General features: G+C 39.5%; 22 protein-coding genes. All 22 read right to left on the reverse strand.

The window, feature by feature from the left end; all coding sequences use genetic code 11:
• Positions 1–9 precede the first annotated feature (9 nt).
• On the reverse strand, positions 10–1,308 hold the full coding sequence (locus tag Gferi_RS01340) for an ATPase, T2SS/T4P/T4SS family (protein ID WP_069973907.1): 1,299 nt from the start codon (positions 1,306–1,308) through the stop codon (positions 10–12).
• 3 nt (positions 1,309–1,311) lie between these two features.
• Positions 1,312–2,052, reverse strand: coding sequence for an SAF domain-containing protein (locus Gferi_RS01345; protein WP_069973908.1), 741 nt, complete (start codon positions 2,050–2,052; stop codon positions 1,312–1,314).
• Positions 2,049–3,647 (reverse strand): AAA family ATPase, encoded by a 1,599-nt coding sequence (locus Gferi_RS01350; RefSeq protein WP_069973909.1) that lies wholly within the window; start codon positions 3,645–3,647, stop codon positions 2,049–2,051. The genes Gferi_RS01345 and Gferi_RS01350 overlap by 4 nt, the downstream gene beginning before the upstream one ends.
• A gap of 628 nt (positions 3,648–4,275) precedes the next feature.
• On the reverse strand, positions 4,276–4,431 hold the full coding sequence (locus Gferi_RS27910) for a hypothetical protein (protein ID WP_156782299.1): 156 nt from the start codon (positions 4,429–4,431) through the stop codon (positions 4,276–4,278).
• A 561-nt stretch (positions 4,432–4,992) separates the two neighbouring features.
• Positions 4,993–6,115 (reverse strand): IS3 family transposase gene (locus tag Gferi_RS01355; RefSeq protein ID WP_456297973.1). Its coding sequence is split into 2 segments (ribosomal slippage): positions 4,993–5,845 and positions 5,844–6,115, totalling 1,125 coding nucleotides; the frame shifts between segments, so codons are not numbered across the junction.
• A gap of 195 nt (positions 6,116–6,310) precedes the next feature.
• On the reverse strand, positions 6,311–6,679 hold the full coding sequence (locus Gferi_RS01365; protein WP_069973912.1) for a hypothetical protein: 369 nt from the start codon (positions 6,677–6,679) through the stop codon (positions 6,311–6,313).
• Between the two features lie 97 nt (positions 6,680–6,776).
• The gene (locus Gferi_RS01370; RefSeq protein ID WP_069973913.1) at positions 6,777–7,193 is read right to left on the reverse strand and encodes a hypothetical protein; all 417 of its coding nucleotides are present in this window, start codon (positions 7,191–7,193) and stop codon (positions 6,777–6,779) included.
• A 192-nt stretch (positions 7,194–7,385) separates the two neighbouring features.
• Positions 7,386–9,209 carry a hypothetical protein gene (locus tag Gferi_RS01375; RefSeq protein ID WP_069973914.1) on the reverse strand — a complete coding sequence of 608 codons (1,824 nt, stop codon included), beginning with the start codon at positions 9,207–9,209 and terminating at the stop codon, positions 7,386–7,388.
• Complete coding sequence (locus Gferi_RS01380; protein WP_069973915.1) at positions 9,206–10,075, reverse strand: hypothetical protein; 870 nt, start codon at positions 10,073–10,075, stop codon at positions 9,206–9,208. The genes Gferi_RS01375 and Gferi_RS01380 overlap by 4 nt, the downstream gene beginning before the upstream one ends.
• Before the next feature lie 22 nt (positions 10,076–10,097).
• A complete protein-coding gene (locus Gferi_RS01385) occupies positions 10,098–11,699 on the reverse strand; it encodes a hypothetical protein (RefSeq protein ID WP_069973916.1) in 1,602 nt (533 codons plus the stop codon).
• A 19-nt stretch (positions 11,700–11,718) separates the two neighbouring features.
• Positions 11,719–13,314: a M23 family metallopeptidase gene (locus tag Gferi_RS01390; RefSeq protein WP_069973917.1), complete on the reverse strand. Its 1,596-nt coding sequence runs from the start codon at positions 13,312–13,314 to the stop codon at positions 11,719–11,721.
• 5 nt (positions 13,315–13,319) lie between these two features.
• Positions 13,320–13,964: a hypothetical protein gene (locus tag Gferi_RS01395; RefSeq protein ID WP_069973918.1), complete on the reverse strand. Its 645-nt coding sequence runs from the start codon at positions 13,962–13,964 to the stop codon at positions 13,320–13,322.
• A gap of 20 nt (positions 13,965–13,984) precedes the next feature.
• Positions 13,985–14,968 carry a hypothetical protein gene (locus tag Gferi_RS01400; protein ID WP_069973919.1) on the reverse strand — a complete coding sequence of 328 codons (984 nt, stop codon included), beginning with the start codon at positions 14,966–14,968 and terminating at the stop codon, positions 13,985–13,987.
• A 219-nt stretch (positions 14,969–15,187) separates the two neighbouring features.
• Positions 15,188–15,529: a hypothetical protein gene (locus Gferi_RS01405; RefSeq protein WP_069973920.1), complete on the reverse strand. Its 342-nt coding sequence runs from the start codon at positions 15,527–15,529 to the stop codon at positions 15,188–15,190.
• Between the two features lies 1 nt (position 15,530).
• The gene (locus tag Gferi_RS01410) at positions 15,531–16,697 is read right to left on the reverse strand and encodes a ParM/StbA family protein (RefSeq protein WP_069973921.1); all 1,167 of its coding nucleotides are present in this window, start codon (positions 16,695–16,697) and stop codon (positions 15,531–15,533) included.
• 25 nt (positions 16,698–16,722) lie between these two features.
• Positions 16,723–17,085, reverse strand: a complete 363-nt coding sequence (locus tag Gferi_RS01415; RefSeq protein ID WP_083273307.1) for a hypothetical protein — start codon at positions 17,083–17,085, stop codon at positions 16,723–16,725.
• Positions 17,086–17,153: 68 nt separating this feature from the next.
• Positions 17,154–17,381 carry a hypothetical protein gene (locus Gferi_RS01420; protein WP_083273308.1) on the reverse strand — a complete coding sequence of 76 codons (228 nt, stop codon included), beginning with the start codon at positions 17,379–17,381 and terminating at the stop codon, positions 17,154–17,156.
• 101 nt (positions 17,382–17,482) lie between these two features.
• Positions 17,483–18,190 (reverse strand): DUF2786 domain-containing protein, encoded by a 708-nt coding sequence (locus Gferi_RS01425; protein ID WP_069973922.1) that lies wholly within the window; start codon positions 18,188–18,190, stop codon positions 17,483–17,485.
• A gap of 403 nt (positions 18,191–18,593) precedes the next feature.
• The gene (locus Gferi_RS01430) at positions 18,594–18,776 is read right to left on the reverse strand and encodes a DUF2175 family protein (protein ID WP_069973923.1); all 183 of its coding nucleotides are present in this window, start codon (positions 18,774–18,776) and stop codon (positions 18,594–18,596) included.
• A 20-nt stretch (positions 18,777–18,796) separates the two neighbouring features.
• Positions 18,797–19,348, reverse strand: coding sequence for a helix-turn-helix domain-containing protein (locus Gferi_RS01435; protein WP_069973924.1), 552 nt, complete (start codon positions 19,346–19,348; stop codon positions 18,797–18,799).
• A gap of 195 nt (positions 19,349–19,543) precedes the next feature.
• A complete protein-coding gene (locus Gferi_RS27915; protein WP_156782301.1) occupies positions 19,544–19,699 on the reverse strand; it encodes a hypothetical protein in 156 nt (51 codons plus the stop codon).
• Positions 19,700–19,710: 11 nt separating this feature from the next.
• A complete protein-coding gene (locus tag Gferi_RS01440; RefSeq protein WP_236932677.1) occupies positions 19,711–19,950 on the reverse strand; it encodes a helix-turn-helix transcriptional regulator in 240 nt (79 codons plus the stop codon).
• Between the last annotated feature and the right edge of the window lie 42 nt (positions 19,951–19,992).

Consider the following 19,992-nt stretch of genomic DNA (forward strand, 5'->3'; position numbering starts at 1 on the left):
ACCTTCTTCCTATAGCGCTACCTTTATTTTTTTCTTTTCAGGATCATAAAGCAGCTGCTCTTTTTCTTCTTCTGTCAAATTGTAATAATCCATCCGCATCCGCTGGTCCTCTCCCTTGATCCCTCCAACTCTTTTATGTTCTTTCGTTTTTGGGTCCCAAATAAATAATGGGTTTCGGTAATAGGTTCTGCTCCTTCTATCAGCGACCAGTTCAGATATATCATCGATAATCCTTCGGCCACCTTCCAGCTGTCGGATTCTGTAGGTAATGGGAAACGCCTTTGCATACCGGTACATCAGAAAATCAATGTCCATGGGAATACCATTTTCCAGATGCATCTGAGCAAATTCTTCCGGAAGGGATTCAGGATCAATCACATGAGCTGTAAGAAAGGTGCATCCAATACCACGCCTTGAGGCCTTTCCCGCTTCATTTATTTCCGCTCCCCTTGCTTCTCCAACAATAATTACATCCCGATTGGTTCTCAGTAACCACTTGAAACAAGCTAGTAGATCAAACTGAGAAGATTCCTGAAGACTGATTATGTTTCTGTCCTTTAATAGCTCTTGAAGCTTTACTTCAAAATCCGGCTCTAGCGTACCAATTTTAAATTTAGGATTCAGAAGACTTACCAGGTACTTTAAGAAAGAAGATTTTCCCCGGTTGATTCCACCAATGATCGCAATAGCTGGTAGTATTTTAAATAAAATTTTTGTAAAGGATATCATCTCCTCTGTTAGTGCCCCGCTGGATATATAGGATTCTTCAGAAGGGGTAAAGGAGCTAAAAAGCTTAATAAACAGATAATTTTCATAACAGGAAGGTCTTACTCCTGCGGTAATCCGCTCGCCACTTACCCGCTTGCTTTCCATGAGACTATTTTCTGTATTGATATCCGGCTTATTATCGTGCTGGATGGCCCTTCGGATAACCTCCTCGAACTCTTTTTCATCCTCAAAGGAAAGATCTAGCCGTTCCCATAATCCATTGCTTTTTTCTACTTCAATCCAGTCATAGCCAATACATTCAATATTGTTATATTGCTTCTTCCGGTTGGCTACCAGATCATGAATGACCGATAGTCCATACTCTTTTTTATAGATCTCATAGCTTAGGGTCTCAAGCCGTTCTCCTTCCATCCCATATTTTGCTAGTATTTCCCTGATGGCTCTGATCATATAATCTTCAGCCTGTTGATCCCCACTGCAGCAGCGAAAAATCATTTCTGAATGTTCTTCTCCCTCATACTCATCCAGCTCTTTTCGTACAATTTTCCTATAGCTTTTCAATTCATCCTGCAAGTCCATTTTCTATTCACCATCCTTACGCTTGCCACTAATAATGACTTTGTCTGTATTCTCTGTAGATGGATCTTCGTCTACCTTTATTACATTCCCATGCCTTTTTAAGTACAGCTTTCCTTTCTTCTTCACCTGATCTACTGCTGCATCCATCTCATTATCTAGTTTTACTAACACAGTTATAGGCTTGAAGGCGTTTTTATCCTTAGCATTCTGATGGGCTATATTGCTTTCATCAAATACATTTTTCAGTTCTACACCGGCGACAATCATCTCTGGTGCTGTCGGCACGCCTCCGGTCTCTTCCAGACTTAGGGAAAGCATTACATCTACCACATCTCCAGGCTTTGCAGTTCCCCCTACCAAATCGGTGAATTTTTCAAAGGTAATGCCCACCTCCTTCTCCTCCGGCCTAAACCATTGTTCCTTCGTAGTTATTTCTGAAGCAGTAATTTCCTTGTCTGCGATTAGATCTGTTAGGGCTACCTTCCCAATGATTTCTGACATTTTGCTATAGCTTCCCTTATGCTTATACTTTTCATCGATTACTTTCTCTTTTAGGTGGGTGCCGGTTATTTCATCTCCTTTACTAATTTTTTGACTGGCTACGATTACCGTTGTCTGTTTGGGTATTTCTATACCCGCCAGCCTCGTTTGATAGTAGGTGATTGTCCCTCCCAAAAGCAATATAAAAAACGCTGTTAAAAGCGTCTTTGAAATGTTGTTGGCTATATTTTTGATTAACTTCATTCCCTAACTCCTTTCCCTAAGCTAAAAATACTCCTGATTTTAATCCCTGCAAACCCTTTGGGCTGTCGCGCTTTCTTTTTCATGCCAAAACAAAAGGCTGCCAGCTCCTCAAAAGCTTCTTTTGTTGCCTCCTCACACTCTCCCCTGGCAACAGCTGACTGGCCATATCGAATATTCTTCACAGCCATTACAGGGTCCATGGGAACCGTCAGTTTTCCTGCAAAAGGGCCGCCTAGGAAGGATGCAACCTTGTCTATATCAAACTCTTTGTTTTCAACATATTGATTTAATACCAGAATCATTTTTTCTGTCGGTACATTCATTTTGGTCAATTGCTTTAAAGCCGCCTTGTTTTCATCCATCATTCGGTAATCAAGGTTTTGTACCAGCAAAACCGTATCCGCCATCATTAGGATGTCCTTTACTAAGCCATCTTCTTCGATGGCTCCTGTATCCACAAATACAACATCTCTTTCTCTCCTTAGCTGATCGATTAATGAGAGTAATCTTGCCTTATTCCTTTCAATCGGGATGGGATAAAATTCATCATCATATTTTCGGCAAGTAAAGGTGATGAGTAATCCATCCAGAAAATCCTGGCCATACTCGTAGATATCGCCTAAAGCATCCTCCTCCAGGATGGCTTTTAATCCTTCCCGCTTTTTTTCATCACGGATAAAACAATAATAGTATAGAGACCTGTTTTTAAGGTCTCCATCTACCAGTGCGGTTTTAATGTTTCTGCGGGCTACCGTATGGGCAAGATTATTCATGACATAGCTCTTCCCTGTAGGGGCTGCCGAGAAGACCGCTACAATTCTTTTTAAACCCTTATTAATTTTATAGATATATTCATCCTTTAAATCGTCAGGCGTTTCTTCCTTTTCCTTCTCTTTCTCCAGTTCTTTAAGCTTCTTTTCTGCTAGGGCACTTTGCTTTTCCAGCTCCTTTCTTAAGCGCATCTCCTCCGCAAGCTTCTTCCTGATTTTTTCGATCTCAGCGCGCTCTCTTTGCGGCTTTTCAGAAGACTGCTGTGGAGATTGCTTATCCTTTCCTTGAAAGGCTTCCCGGAGCTTTGCAAGCTTACTGCCCAGTTTTTTAGGCCCTTTATTTTTTTCTCCTTCCTCCTCTTGTTTCTCTGGAGGATCTGATTGGATGGGAATGTGCCCATTTTCTTTTTCTTCTTCCAAGGCTGCATCCATATTGGCTATTTCCTCTACCATGATCTGAAGCCTTTCAATGATCTGAAGAATTTGATCTTTTTCTGCATCCTGTTCTAGAAATTCTACTCCCAGCCGTTCCATCTCACCATAGAGCAGCTGGTTTAATCTTTCCGTATCAAAAGTCAGGATCCTATATTTCACCGGTATCTTTCGGATTAACTCCAACCAGCTTAATTCCCCTTCTAGCGCGGTTTCCGTCACTACAATGGACCACCCTGTGCCCTCTTTTACATACGCTAGAATCTCTTCCCTACTTTGAATCTGGCCTTTTATATCTATAATCGATATCTCTTGAATCTTTTGCAGCAGCTCTGTGTTTTTTAATCCCAGCAGAACAGCTATTTTTTTACCTTCTCCGCCTATTTGTTCCAATACCTCTTCCTCCTTTCTCCTCTTAGTTTTCTAAAAAATTATCGCAAGAAACAAACCTCGACTCATATTTTGCCACGGTTAAATTGACCTATCATATACGCCTCTCCATATAGAGCAAATAGTGAGGTTTTATTTATTAGACTCTAATCACTAAAAATAACGGGTATTCGGATTTCTGTATTGAACACCCTATATTTTTTCATTTCCGCATTTCGTTACCAATGTTGAAATTTGTGCTAAGTTCATCTTTTATTCATCTTCATATGGCAATGTTCCATCTTCTCTATAATTAGAAAAATGTACTGGTGAACCACTATCTCTAATTTCACTGCTTAAAGCATAACCATCTACCATACTAAATATATTAACTAACCAGTCATAGAACCAGAATACGGCTACCTTCCACTTTTTCTCATTATTAACCACTATATATTCAATCTTGCCGACAGCTTAATATAAGATTTAAGATATCCTCATTCGTAAATTCCCCGGACTCTTTCATTTCAATAAGAGTGTCCAATAAAATTAAAAACTTTAGGTATTCCTCTTTAGAAACTTTACGACCTGTCAATTCTTCCATTTTCCGCTTATACACTTTTTATCACACCTTAGTAATCAGACTAATATCTTATTTATCACCTCTTGTCACAATAAAAAATAACAAAGCAGCTGCCAGATATAAAAACGATATAACAAAACGACTAGGTTCATATATTCCAAATAATACAAACAAACCAAATATAGTGTATATAACACTACTCAAATATAAAACTTTAATTCCCATATTTCCTTCTCCCTTCATTCATTAATATCTTACTTTCTTCCAATAGTCTTATTATTTCTTCTCATAAGATACGCCAAGATTGGAAAGGATAAAGCGATACAAGCAAAAATACTAACAACAAATCTAAATCTAGGATTGTTAAACCATAGTTCCTTATATTCAATGAATAAGTTACTGTATGCGCTAGGCGAAAATATATAAATTGTAAGTAAAATAGCAATCGTAAAACTTATTGATATAAGTCATAAGCCTTCATTCAATTGATTAAGCATTCAATCACCCTCCTTCTAGGGCATCCTTTTCTAATTAACTGTAAATTTAAAGATTATAGCCCATAATCTCCTCCATACATCTCTAAATGTCCTTCCATAAAATCTAGTAACTCTTCAAAAAAAACTTCGTCATCATGCATCATTTCTACTGCTTTCTCTATTTGCTCTTGAGTAAAATGAATACCTTTTTCGTCTATCAAATTCTCGAATAAATGTAATGGACCCCTTTGTCAAGACACAAAATTGCACTTGATAAGTTAGTCCTCCTTCTCATATATTTTTAGGCATGCTAAGCAGCCATATAGACGTTATATGGGATCTGATAATCGAGAGATTGATGCTTTCTTTCACGGTTATAAAAGTCCATGTACTCATCTACAAGGGCTCTAAGCTCACCCACTGTTTCATAAGCATATAGATAAAGTTTCTCTTGTTTTATGTTGCGAAAGAACCGTTCTGTTATGGCATTATCTGTGGCTCTGCCTTTTGAGTCCATACTAATCTTGATCTCTTGCTCTTTCAGTAGGCTAATGTAGTCATTGCTTGTAAATTGGCTACCTTGATCGCTATTGATAATTTCAGGCTTAGCCTTTGTAAATCCCCTTTTTAGGCATCTGAGAATAAAATCACACTCAAGGGTATTGGACAGCTGATAGTCTATAATTGTCCGTGAGTACCAGTCTATGATGACGAATAGGTACATATGTCCCTTTGGCATAGGAATGTAGGTAAGATCTACTCCCCACACTTGGTTTACACGGGTAATTGGAACATTTCTGAGCAAATAAGGGTATATTTTATGCTGACGATTTCTCTTACTGAGATTGGGACCTGGATAATGTATTTTTAATCTCATAAGTCTCATGTATTTCTGGATACGTTTACAGTTGACTTCATAGCCAAGCCCCTTTAATTCCTCAACCATTCGGCGAGAGCCGTAGTAGGGATGCTTCATGTGTATCAGATCAATTAATTGCATCAGAAGTATCTGAGAGCCATCTTTTGGCTTAGGTTGATAGTATGTTCCGGTTCGATTGATCTGCAGCAGTTCACATTGCCTTTTGATACATATTTTCCTAAAGTCAGGCTCTAACATATTCTTTCGCTCTTCAACGGATTTATTTGAGGCCAGATTTTTTTTTCAACCAATCAACCTCTATGGTTAATTGGCCAATCTTTTTGAGTAATGCCTCCTTTTCTGCCTCAAGCTGCTGTTGTTCTTTATGAGCTTTGTCATCTGCACCCTTGAATGCATTCACCATGTTATCTAAGAATTGTTTTTTCCATCTTAGAATCTGGTTTGAATGGATCTCATAGGTTGAGCAGATTTCTGAGAGTGTTTTTTCTCCCTGGATTAGCTCCATTATTATTTTGGATTTCTCTTCTGGGGTAAATTGTCTTCGTTTTTTCATAGTTTCATTATAACTTATTCTGACGTTTTTTGTGTCAAATCTACGGGTCCATTATAAAATGCTTCAATATAACTTTCATTGCTTCTCTTGTATTCATTTTCACAGTCCCCTTTCTTATTGTACATTTTCACTATTGATCCGTAATAATACCTAATATTAAATTTTATAACCCTAGATTATTTCACTATTAAAGTACTAATAGGGAACGCTCCCTCTTGATGGCCAATTCTCCTGAATCGGCCTACTTTCTGTGGCCTGATCCATTTGAAAGATTTTTGTGATATTTTTAATCAGTTTATCTTGTCCTGTCTTTAGCAAGGTATACCAACCGCCTCCTAAAAACAATAATCCTACACAAAGGCCAATGGCGCACCATTTGTTATTCTCCTTTGTAAACAGTCGTCCCCTCCCTATGAATAAGGTCAAAACACCTATTAAAACATACATAACCGATGTAATGATGAGCAATCCTCCAATAATCGTAATAAATGCTCCACCCACACTTATGATCCCCTCTATGGGTCTCCAGTTAAGATCTGGTGGAGGATTGACATATGGACTCATTTAGGTACACTTCCTTTCCTAAATCCCTAATAGAAAGCTTTATTTGGATTTAAAGGTAAAGATCTGCAAGCTGCTGCAGCTCTTTACCTTTTTTAGATTAATTTTTCTCTTGAAAGATCTGTTCTGCAGGAGTTATTACTACACGGTCCCATAATTTTATAAAGCTTAACCATCCGCCACCGGTAATTAAAAGTCCAATAATCAACCCTGTGGCAAAGCGTTTTAACTCCTCTTTTCCAACCTTTCCTTTGCCGAAAAATTGCAGCAGTCCATGCCAGCCGATATACCCCAAAGCGGCTACAATACCAAGAATTCCTAGCACTAAAATAATTGTAGCACTAATGATCAATATCGGTCCCAATACGCCCCAGGCCATGGCATCATTGGCCTTCATAAGCTTTGCGAATTTGTCTAATACACCTTCGTCAGCAAAACTTGTAATGGTTGAAGCGAACAATGCCATTAACGGAATCATTCCCAAGGTGATTCTTTCGAAGGCAATTCTTTTTTTCATGATCCTTCTCCTTTCTTATTTTGCACCTTTCATTCTTCACATTGCAAAATCCAATGTCTCACACTTTTATTCTTTTTCTAACTCACCTCCTTTCTCCGCTATGGCCATAATGCATTTTAAGAGAGCAAAATACAAAAAAATAAAAAAGATTATATCGACGATAATCATTTTCATGCTCCTTCCCCTGAAGTTCTAGGCCAATCCTCTGGTTTTACTAAGCTGTCTAAACTCGCTGTCCGGAAGCTTTAGGCGCAGGATGTCATACAGATCTCCGCGACTACTCTTCTCCCGGTAGATAAAGGAATATTTCGGTAAATTCAACCAAGCCTCAATCACTTCCCGGGGCATGTCCGCATTCCCGGCCAGCTTCTCAATCTTATCCCGCTCCAAGGCAAAGAAGAATTTGTATTTAGTATTGTCCCAGATTCCCTGTCCGCCTTCTGTATTAAATAAAATGGAAGGATCGTTAAAACCCATCAGTACCATATCATTAAATTTCCTTCCAGTTGTTACAGAGCGGTATAGGGGCGGCCAGGCGTATTGTTTACGGATCAGCCGCTGCAGCTCATCGTATACTTCCGCGGAGTAATGCTGCTTTTTGATTCGGTCTCTTTTAATCTGCTGCCAGGATAGGCCGGTGGCCATAACAATCTTAATCGCTCCAATGCTTTGATCAAATTCATTTTCTACGGAGCTGGCCACATGGTAGACAACTAATTTTTTGTTTCTGATCCAATCAGAGTCTTGGGCCTGGGCAAACAGGTCACTGTTTGGACCTTCAAAAAAGGACCAGATATCCTCCGCCAGCTCCGCTGCCCCATCCTTAAAAGGGATGCTGCTGTCAGTGGATTTTGCATTTTTCTTAATCCGTTCATACAGGGGATGTAGGCCTACATCCGGATCTCTTTTGTTCCAGGTCCTAGGATCCTTTTTTCGGATGCCCGCATCTCCCCACATTTTCATTAATGCGTATTCTAAGGCATTTCTCTTTTTGACCGTGAGATTCTCGCTCAAAAGACTGAAGGTTGCCCGGGTGTTTACGGTAGCTTCGTTATATCTGGCCATGTCAGCCTCCCTAGCTACCTCCTGTGAAGCTTTATCCAGCATGCCTAGCTCCATTTCTTCTTCTATGGCGCGCTCAATGATGGTAGGATCTACATATTTACCGCTCCCCTCTGTAAGGTCTACCCACTCTCCTTTAACCTTTTTACATAGAGCCCGATACTCACCGTCTACATCATAGACATAAAGTTTAAAACCCTCTTCCAGCAGCCCTTCGCTATGACCTTTTATCGCCGTCGATTTTCCCTCTCCCGACAAGCCTACAAAAATTTGATTCTGATTGTCTTCTCCTCTTTTGTAATCCTTATACACCATCGAATTATCGTAAATCCTATGTCCTATGTAGGTCCCGAAGGCGTCGGAGATGGATCCGTCCAACATAGGGTAAACGGCCCCTACTGCATTTAAGTCCAATATTCTGCCCGGATGTCTTTTAAAGAGTTCATCTCCCCCTGCAATCCATGCAGCATCCAATCCGCTGTGCTGTTCGTTTGTCAGATCATCTAGGATAAATCCTTTAAATTCAAAATCATCCTTGAATTTTCTGACGCTTTCTTTAAATGCCTTTTGATTATTGCTGGCGATGGTGACGGTAACCCAAAAGTCTGCATATCTTCCTTTACTGGTACCATCACGAAAGTAGAGCAAAGCATTTAATGCCTTTTCTTCTTCTTCTCTTCCCTTATCACTGAGATTTTTGGTCTTATAGGCTTCTAAGTTTCTCTGGATACGATCCATTTTCCATTTCATCTTCTGGTCAAACTTTACTTCTGCCGGCTTAAAGTGCTCTCCACAAATCACACTCACACCTGGAATGACATGCTCTCCATGGGTAATGCTATACATGAGGTTAGCCGTAACCGACTGGGGAAAATCCTTAATGAGAAAAGTCTTCACAAAGGAATCGTTGATTTCAAGATGCTTTGGTTTTACTTTTACAGTGTTTTTGATCATTTTTTCTCACCCCACCCCTTCATCGATTTTTTTCTATCTTCAATCCACCCTTTAAGCTTTTGCAGCCGGTTCTTTCTTTGAGACTGCTCTTGTTCTCCCCGTTCCACTTTTGCATTAGGGGTCAGCTGCCAGGTCTCCAGTTCCTTTATGGCCTCGGCTCCCAGGTATACACTATTCTCGCCTTCAAAAGGTCCTAAAATATCCTGCAGGGTCAATTCCTCTTCGTCCCCTTTAGCCGTGCTTTCTCTTTTTACAATCCGAATGATATGCCTGGTTTTTTTTGCTTTTCTAGACTCTTTATAGTGGTGTTCAATTCTAGCATTCTCCAGCTCCCGGGAACCTTCCGGAAGGTCCTTTAATCGTGCGTAGCGCCTTTCTAAGGATGCGGTATCCTCTGCAGTACAAATGCGGTATATGCTCACTTCCCCGCCAGCCTTTAGAATGGAAAATACATCCTGTGAAAAGATGTCCGCCCGCTTATCCTGTTTGTCTGTCTCGCATACCTCCCAGGGATCCGCTGCATATTCCATGATTACAGCTTCTGCTTTATTTTTAAGCTTGCAGACAGAGCCATATGCTGTAATACTACTGAGCTGCATCAGGTCATTGATTTTCTTTTTTGCTTTTTTGTAACTGTTTTTGGTACGCCGATATTTTGGCACCTCTAACACAAAGAACCCTGTTGTCATGAAAAAAGACAGAATCACAAGCAGAACCCCTATAAAGGGGTTCCTGATAATAAGGGCTGCTATAATGCTGATCACCAGCACCCCAAGGATCCATGGAAGACTTGTGATGGGTACCAGCTTTCCTAATTTAACGTCTTCTCTAATATCTGCTGGCATATATCGATTGCGCAGTCCCATATTTCCTTCTCCCTCCTCTACCCTATACCGGTAACGGACCCATGTAAGCCCCTTCCTCCGGTGGCTGTTTATCCTTTACTAAACGGCCCAGTTCTTTATCTAAATAATAAAAATCTCCTTCAGGAGAATCATAGTACCGGTCTTTTTGTTCATAGCTTTTTATGATGTCTCCTACCTGGGTACTGTAATCTTCATCAAAAATAAGCCCTTTCTGATGCTCCAGTTGAACCTTTTCTACCGAAACCTCCGGCAGGGCCTTTAAGATGTCCTGGTAGATATTTTCCAGATCCCGCTCATTCCTAAAGGCATATTGCAGCAGATTTTCTTTTGCTACCTGATCCTTCCCGTAGGCTTGTCCTTTTGAAATCTGTTTTAGATTCATTTCAGTTTGTGACACCTCCTGCAGCAGTTCTTCGATTTTGCTCTTTCTGGATGCCAACAGGTGCTCTGTATCCTCAAAACCACCGGAATGTTTACTGGCCTCTGTACTCTCCTGTTGGGAAGAAGTCTCCCCTTGATTTAAGCCCATCCGGTTTCTAATAGACTCTCCGGCTTTATCCAGATGCTCTCCAATGGTTTTTAATCCCTTCATAAAGGCTTTGCCTCCTAAAGTTACAGGATCCTTCACAGCCTGTATGAGCCAACGAAACCATATCCATATGGCTAAAGCGATTCCTACCGTAAAGAGAATACAGGCAATAATTTGGGGAATAATTCTGGCAAAATCCTCACTTTCTGCAGCATATACCGAAAACAGCCAAGCAAGGGTGGTAATCAGTGTAATCATTACAGAGCGGACATACAGATTCAAAAGCCCGACGGCCGGTTCCATATTGCCAGTATAGGCACATCCAGCAATCCACAAGCAACACAAGCCACCCAGTCCCCCGACGACAAAATAACGAATAATCCCAAACACCCCGGTCAGCCCCATGACACCCATGGCCCAGAGCATAACAAAAAGACCTCCGCCTCCGTTTTCCGTGAAGGTTTTATAAAAGGGTTCGTTTTTGCTCAGGTCTGCCCCAAAGGCGATCTTCATCAAGCCTACTCCCGTAAAGCTGCTAAAGCCTATGTCTCCTCCGGTATTTTCCTGTGTCAGTATACTGCTCTCTGCCTTCTCATACTTTTCTTCCAAAGTAGGCTGTGCAATAGATGAAAAGGCCATATTGCTCATTTCAATAATCCAATCCCCGCTATATAAAGATAGGGATGCAGCAATAAAGCTGATTAAAAAAGCACTGAATATTCTTTTGTGGCCTTCTGATCCGGTAATTACCTTCAAAAGCGAATATCCCCCGCCGATGACAATCAGAATAATGGCCGGCATATAGGTTAGCCACCAAAGGCTTACAATCCACTTATATCCTATTAGCTTAGGGGTTTGAAAAACCCACTGGTTCATCAGACCGGAAGTAGCATTCAATACATCTTCCAAAGCTTCTCCGTTGGTTTTTTCCAGGGCCTTTGTAAACCAGCTCTTCTCTTGTGGATTTTCTTGCGGGTTTTCTTGTAGGTTCTCATCCCTCGGCCCTGTATCCCCGTAAGCAACAGTAGTAAGAAAGATTACTAACAGCACTGCAAGAATTATTCGAGCTCTAATTTTGTTTTTAAAAAATATCACATTCCCATTCCTCCTTTTACTAGTTTATTAGCGGCTGAGGATCTATGGCCTTTCCCTGATACCGGATCTCAAAATGCAAATGGGGTCCTGTACTTCTTCCTGTAGAGCCCACCGCAGCAACCACCTGTCCGGTTTTTACCATATCTCCCTTCTTTACATAGAATTTATTCAGATGGGCATAGTAGGTCTCAAAATCTTGATATCCCTCTTCTGTATGTTGAATAATCAACAGATTGCCGTAGCTTCCCATCCCTCCCGCATAGATAACTTTTCCGGCAGCTGCACCATGCACCGGCGTGTTCATAGGTGCACCGATATCGATTCCGTTATGAAACCTTCTATCTTTTAAGGTCGGGTGAATTCTATAGCCAAATTTTGAAGTAATGGGATATTTGCTACCCAGAGGTCTTAGAAACCGGCCTGGTGGAATAACCAGCTCGCCTAAATCAATATCCTCGCCTGGACTAGGATAGATGGTATCGGGCTGAATGTTCATAGCTTCGGCCAAGAGTTCTAAAAATGGTTTATTATTGGGTATTACCTGGGCCAATTCATAGATTAAATAAGGATCTGCATCGGTATCTAACCGGTTATTTGACAAAAAAGAAAAAAAGTTGTAGTTATCCGTTGTTGTTAAAACATCTAACACATCCTTTTCCACTTTCCTTCTTGTTTCCATCCAGGTAGTACTGGTATAATGATCCGTTACCGTTCTTGAAGTTTTGTATTTTTTCCCATCCTTACCTGTACGGGTGGTAGTCACCACACGGGTCTGGGTCCAGGATCTTTTTTCCGGATATGGCTGACTTTTTATCCAACCGGTATCCTCCTGCACCTCCCGCTTATATTTAAAGGCGTAATCCTTAAACATAGTGGAAATATGGTTTGGATAAGGCAGCGGATAGGAGTATCTGTAATCTGTCTGTTCATCTGTATTTTCTACCATAACACCGTTGCAGGTGACAATCCTTCTGAGATAGGTAGATTCCCAGATAGTCTCCTCATATTGAAAACTGTCATCATCAATCTTATAATAGGTCTCTCCTTTTTCTAAATCCTGATCTACAGTATATTTAAAGCTCCAGTCAAACACAGTTTCCAGGCCATCCTGATCTACTTTTTTTTCAGCCTGTTTTAATAGTGCAGTATCCTTTTCCTTGTCCGATGTCTCATTGATCACATCAACACCTACCAGTGCCTGCTTAAATAACCGGTAGGGATAGGTTTCATTCCACAGATTCAGCGTATATTCATACCGATCCGGCTTTGATGATGTATCCAGCCATTCATGATGCTGCCCTTCTGATACCTTCTTCCAAACCTTTCTTTTGATGACAGCATCCTGGGGAATACTTTTATTTTCAAGTAAAGCATATGCAGCGACCTTCTTCGGGTGCACGCTGATCCCCTGTTCTTCTAATTGATCTGCCTGGAGGTCTTCTACTTCCTTACTCCACGCTATCTGTTCCTGATTTGTACTTCCCGCTATAGAAAAGAGTTCCTCTACTGCCAGAATTGGCATGGCATTAAGAATATTTCCCGTGAATATGATCGCAATAATTATGATGAAAATAACGGGTACTATCCACATTAGCGATCTATTTTTATCCCTCAAAGCATTTACCCCCACATCCTAATATTATCCGCGGGAAATAAGGATAATTGTACGCCTTCCAATGGTTCTTGTGTCTCTTCCTTCTCCACCTGAACTTTCTTTTTTTCTGGCTTTAAGATTCTGCCCTCTATAGCTGTAACCGCATCATAGTTCTTTCTTGCTCCAATTACTTCTATTGCTGCTCCAAATCCTAGCTTATTTAAAGCATTTTTGATCTTGGAGCAGGTGCTCTCTTTCAATGCCCTGCCATCATAGTTATGAATGTTATATTTATGCTCTTCCAGGGTTAGGATTACTTTGCAGCAGGCTCTTTCATCTCCTTCATTTTTTTCCTCTGTGCAGAGATTTGAACTGATTCTTTCTGTGCAAGTTAAGCCTGCTTTTTCCAATATATCTGAGAGTGCTTTTATCTCTTGCCTCTCTAAGGGATAGGTATAGGCTCCATAAGCAGCTCTCTTTCCAACACGGTACATCCGTCCATCAATCAACAGATAGACGCCTTTCGTTTCTTCTGTCTTATGGCTATAGTAATTAATGCCTTGTTCCAGCTTTCTCTTGTATTGGCACTCCCTGCGAATTTCTTCTATGCTTTGGATGCAGCTTTCTTGATCAGAGCATTCCTGATACTGACTGCAGCAGCTAACGGTCATGCTACTCCCCTCCTCATTTGTTAGAGATATCCGTTGTGCAAATCGTAAGAAACCTCAGCATATACGCCCAGTGTACATTCGCTGACTGCGTTATATATACAGGACTGCAGATAACTTTTTGGACTTTTAATTCTTTCTCGTTGGGAAGCCTCCCTATATTTGTCTAAGGCATATTCGATGATATAAGGCTTTAGCTTTATCAGCGCTTCCTTTACAGCCTTTCCGGGGATCCATCTTTGCTGTACCTTAAGTTCCTTAGCAAAGTACATGTCTACCACAGCCTGTTTAACCGCATCTATTAAATCACTGTAGGTGCTGTACCTTTTCAGATGATCGAATTCACAGCTTAAAAAGATCCTCTCCAGTTCTTTGTCTTCCGTCCTTCTGTCAGGGTTCTTTTCTTTAGGACTGACTGAAGGAACTATAAATATATCTGTAGTAATCTCTGTGTAGTCTCTGGTATTGGTAAGGACAGATTGTCCAACTCCATGAGGACAAGTTGTCCTATTGGATAAGGACAACTTGTCCTCATGAGCATTTCCAATGGTTTCACCACTGGACAATTTGTCCTCATGGGTGTTTTCAATAGTTTTAGCGTTTTTATTTTCAATCGAAGTTTTTTCTTTCAGAGATACTTTTTTTTCATTCTTTTTTTCTAATGCATCTAGAAGGATGTAGTCAATCCTATACCATTTTGTCTTATCATATTTTTTAACATTGTATCGATCGGTACTAATGAGTATCCCCAGAGATTCAAGATTACGGATCGTCCGCTGAATGGTTTTCGTACTCCAAAATGGAAACTGAGTGCGCCAATCCCCATAGCTGTTATAGACCCAGTAATACCCATCTTTATAGCAGTCCTTAGCCTGAGCCTTTTCTTTCAACCGAATCCAGTAATTGATCTGTTGTAGTACAATGGCTTCATTCAAACCCACCACTATTGCCAGTTGTGGCAGCAATACCAAAGGCTGCTCATCTAGTAACAGCTTACTTCCATTCATCCTAGCACCCCCTTTATGAAGGTATTACCTTTTCTGTTAAAGCGCTTTAGGTATAACTTTTTTACCAGATATTCTTTTATGGACCTGATATCTTCTTACTGGAGAAGGTATTACCTTTTTATCATTTTACATTGCTCTACATGATGAATTTCAGGAGAAAAAGTAATACCTTTAATCTATTTTTCTGAAAAAAAAATAAACCCATCCTATCATGAGTTCTTATTTTCTGTTAACCGACTGCAGCATTCGTTTCAAATGCTCTATATCTACAATTTCTCCATAGTTTTGGGGTAAAGTTTTAGGCCTTATGTCACTTTTTTCATCTTTTGCTTGAAATATAGGGGATTGACATAAAGTTTCTTCTTTAAATTGACTTATTGCTTTTTGACCTTGTATTGTGTCCAGCATGAATTGAAGTTTGAGAGCTTTGGTTATCAACCCATTAATACTATGCTGCCTATTTATCCACTGATAGAAAAATCTCCCCTCATCTCCTTTCAGGACCGGCACCTTATAACTTATGATAGAGCCTTTCGTTAGCTTTTTCTTTCTTATGGACATTTTATTCAACCCCTAGGCACTCATCATATTCATCTGCATCGAATATCTCTGTTGATGCTCTTTCTTCTAATATTTCATTGATCTTTGTCTCTAAAAAATACCCTCTTGCATCCTCAAACAAAGGATCCATAGACAATTTTGTCGAGACTCCAGGTATAAAGTTTTCCAATCGTTCTTCGATGAAAGTAATTCCTCCCCCCGAAAAATATACAGCCCCTGCTTCTCCCGGAACAATGCCTCTTAATTCAAGCTGGTCAAAGAATCTTGTTTTCAGTAAAGCCAGCATATCCTCCATGGGTCTTTTACTAATACTCTCCAAATCTATGATATTTCCTTTATAACTTACCTTTTTATATTTTCTGATTAGAAAATCCAGCTTTATTTTGGAAATATCGTATCCGTAATCCTTATACAATTGACTTCTCACTTGATTTAAGGCGTTAGCTGTTCCTACACTAATACCAAAAAAACCAGAAGAATCAAAGGTCATGTCCGGAAGCATCATTGCCACATCAGTAGTAGAGGATCCTATGTTTATACAAATGATCTTGTGGCCCTTTTCAAATGCCCGAGTAATCTCCTCTTTCCTGCTCAAATCTTCTCCATAGGCCATTGAGATCATAGAGGCAGTTCCTTCAGGCTTAAAATACATCTTGGGAATCACCACCTCAACTTCCGCTCCCTTAAATATTGGATGTAGGAATCTAACCTTATAGGGTTTTCTCATAATCTGTGCAAACTTCTCCAATACCTCGGAGTTTTCGAAATATTCCTCTGTGGGAGATCCGGTTCCCAATCTGAAAGCTGCTTTTTTATGTAAGTCTCTAACATCGAACTGTGAAAGCGCTAAATGGGTTACCATCTTTATGATCTCATCATAATTATGGTCTTCATACTCAAATTTAGGTATTCCACTGGCAGCCCACCGCAGATCTCCTCGATGGTGCTTGTAGGCCATTCCTCCGACAAAATATCTGCCTAAAAATTCTTCTTCCTGATAAACCTCCACATCCAAAAAATTTATGGTCTCACCCACTTCTTCTTCTAAATTTCTTCTTTCATAGCCGGAACAGATCGCATTCATATTAATGATTTTATGACCGCTGTCAATATACAGTTTGTTATTCAACCGGCCCGGGTCCCAACCCGCATTGATAAGATGGCTCATATATATTCTCCTTCCCAAATGAAAATTAATGTCTATCTGCTGATAGCACCATAACGTCAATAATATGTTGTTTCTTTAGCAATGCAGCTTCGATAAAGCTTCCTTCAGCAGAAACTCTTTTTCTCTTTTCTTTTACCCAGCTTTTCTGATAGACTTTCCGTTTTTCTTGATTATCCGCCTTTCTTTTTACCTTTTCTTCTTCAAAGCCCGGCTGCTTTGTTAAATAGGTAGATATGGTTTTTCTTGTCACTCCTAGCGTTTCCGCAATCTTTCCGATTTTTAACCCTTCTTGAAAGAAAAGCGTTTTTGCCTCTTCCTGCCAGGGTTGTTGATTACCTATTTTTGTCGACGGTTTTTTGAGCATAGAAATACTTTGGCAGCATCCCATAGCAGATCCCCCTTTCATTGGTTGTAGATATTTTAAAATTCAGCGATACTCTTATTCTGCAATATATGCTAAAACCATGTACCGTTTGGAAGATAATGCAGCCATTCTCCATTTTTAAAAATTACCTTTAAATGGTGTTTGCATTCTTGTACCTGTACCGGAACCCAATCTTCCCTGCACGCTAATTCATGCCATGTGTTATGCCTTTTATAAACCTCTCCAAACAGTTTTTTCGCACTCTCAGATAATTTGTCATACCCTTTTACTTCATTTAAATTTATATCAACGTAACTCACTGCAATCCCTCTATCCTTACTTCAAATATTATAGGTATTTCTAAGTCATTCAGCTCAGCCATATCAACTTCGCCTTTTCTAAATATCCTCCCTTAACCTCCTTATGCTCCCCCCATAGCTTCAGTTAATCTCAAAGTTCCATCTATTTCGCCTTCTGTAATTTTATCTGAAATGCTGAATTTCCCTCCCTCTTCAAATCCTTTCTCGAAAACCTTTGAATGTCCCTGAAAGGTTGTATTGGTGTCAATAATTCTCATAAATTTCTTCTTTGAATATGCCTCAACGACCTCACTGTCTTTTACCAACACTAAACCCCATTCCTGATTAGCCTTTTTCTGTTCATCAAATTTTTTTCTGAGTCCAGATATAAAGCCAATCGCATAGTCATTTTCTAGTCCTCTGGTGCTGTATCCATCTTTTGCATATTGATACCGTAACTTTTTCACAACACTGTCAATACAGTCAACTGCATATTCTAATACAATATTGCATACTGCAACATCTTCTTCTCTTCCAAAGAAAGTGATTGTGTGGGTATATCTGGTTTTAAAGAAATGATAGCAGCCAAAGTTTTCGGCGATCAACTCTGCCAGTTTGGACTTCCATTTTGCTTTTGTAAAAGAAACTGTACTCTTTTTCTCCTGAATTGCGCTGTTGAACGTTTTAAACTCCCTAACTTCTTTTAGCGATAATTTATGTTTGATAAGCATCTGCTGTGCCTTTAGCATGGACACCTGTGCCTCATGCTCATTACTGCTTTCGCTTAATGCCAAAAGCTTCTGTATTTTCTCAACGATTTTAATATCCATGTCACACCTACTTTCCTTTTTTACTCTTTGAACGGAGATCAAATAATATGCTTAAATTATGCCTCAGAAGAGATTGTATTCTTCTGCCTATTATCATGAGGCGAATTGTAAAGCCCCTGTGATAGCTTGTCCTTCTGTAAAATTTAATGCTTTTTTTCCTTTAATACAATGAGAACATAACTTATTACATCTGTACTTTTGATGATCGAATCTATACAACGATGTATCCTTTGCCAATAGTTCTTTCTATCTATCACATTCTGCTATTACAACTTGAATTCTTTTTCTCTCTTTTTCCATCTTTATTTCCTTGCATAAGAATCTCTCATGTCAGCCTTCTATATTACACAATTACAAAAATGTTTATCAGTCCCCCTTTTATTTCTGCGCGCAAATTATCGCATCAAGCACAGTTATTAGTAATCTCATCTATATTGATGCTAATCGGTGCAGCCAGTTTCATGGCATACTCCATCAGGCAACGGTTATGTACTACCCCACCATCTTCACAAAGCTGGACTTTTTCCCCTTTATAAATTGCTTCTCCACAATGATCACAGTTTGCGACTGTAATAGATTTTTTCATTTTACACCCCTCCTAGATAATTATTTCTCTATCATACTGCCTTGCTCATCTGACTCTACAGAGCTGTTTTCTTTAAATCTACTATTGATCCTATTTTCCAGCAGCTCCATATCTACATCATACTGTTCAATCATAACCACTAAGTTAAGCTTGATTACAGCAAGTAAGTCTGCTATCTGCTCTTGGCTTACCATAATTCGTTCCAATTCCTGAGTTGTAATTGGTGTATCTGATCCTTTATCTTTTAAAAAGTTTTGCAATTCCTGCGTATGTCTTATGAGCTCCTTTGCTCTTTCAATCAATATATCTAGAATAGCAAAAATGCTTTCATCCTCATTCTTAAGGATTGGAACATTGAAAAACTCTGATTTTGTCTCATAAACATACTGATTTAAAAGCCGCGGATTCTTTAAAACTACTGATGCTCTCCTTATAACATCTTCAGGTATTTGCCTTTTTTTATTCTCATATAATGACCACGTTGCCTGCGTAACTCCTACCCGTTTGGCTAACACCTTTTGAGATAATCCATATTGTATTCTGGCTTCTTTTAGCAACTGGGCAAAAAACATCCTCTTTACTTCCCTTCTTCAACTTAGATTGTGAATTTTCCTATTTATATAACAAATTGTCATATAAATTGAATGTTTCTATCTGCCTTAAATTGCTATACTTAAGATAGAAATTACTCTCAGTTCAGTACCCGCCTTTACTAGATATTAAAAAATTTCCCATCTTTCTAGGTGTCTTTAAATAAAAGGCACCTCCTACCCGATTCCTTTTTCTTCTTGCTTCGTTTTGGCTGTATATCTTCTCTGTAATGCTCTTCTGATAATTGATTTGAACTCTTTCATTCGTTGTTCGGTTTCCTCATCTGGTTCTACTTTCACAAGAACCAGTTTCAGTTCAGGTAATCTTGACATATTCTTACCTCCTATGCGGATTGATCTTCATCCAACAATTTGTTGTTTTCGTTTGCAAAAAAAATATCTTCGACTTTTCTATCAAAATACTTCGCAATTTTAGCAGCAAGATCTAAAGATGGTGTCCTCACGCCTTGTTCAATCATTCCATAATAACTTGTTGTAACTCCAAGAGATTTAGCTACATCCAGCTGATTTAAATTTTTCTTTTTCCTCATATTAATTAGTTCAGTGCGTTGAACTCTATCCACACTTACACCTCCTTACACAACTTAATGTTGTTCTTGTTTTAA

The sequence above is a fragment of the Geosporobacter ferrireducens genome (assembly GCF_001750685.1).
Taxonomy (GTDB): Bacteria; Bacillota; Clostridia; order Peptostreptococcales; family Thermotaleaceae; genus Geosporobacter; species Geosporobacter ferrireducens.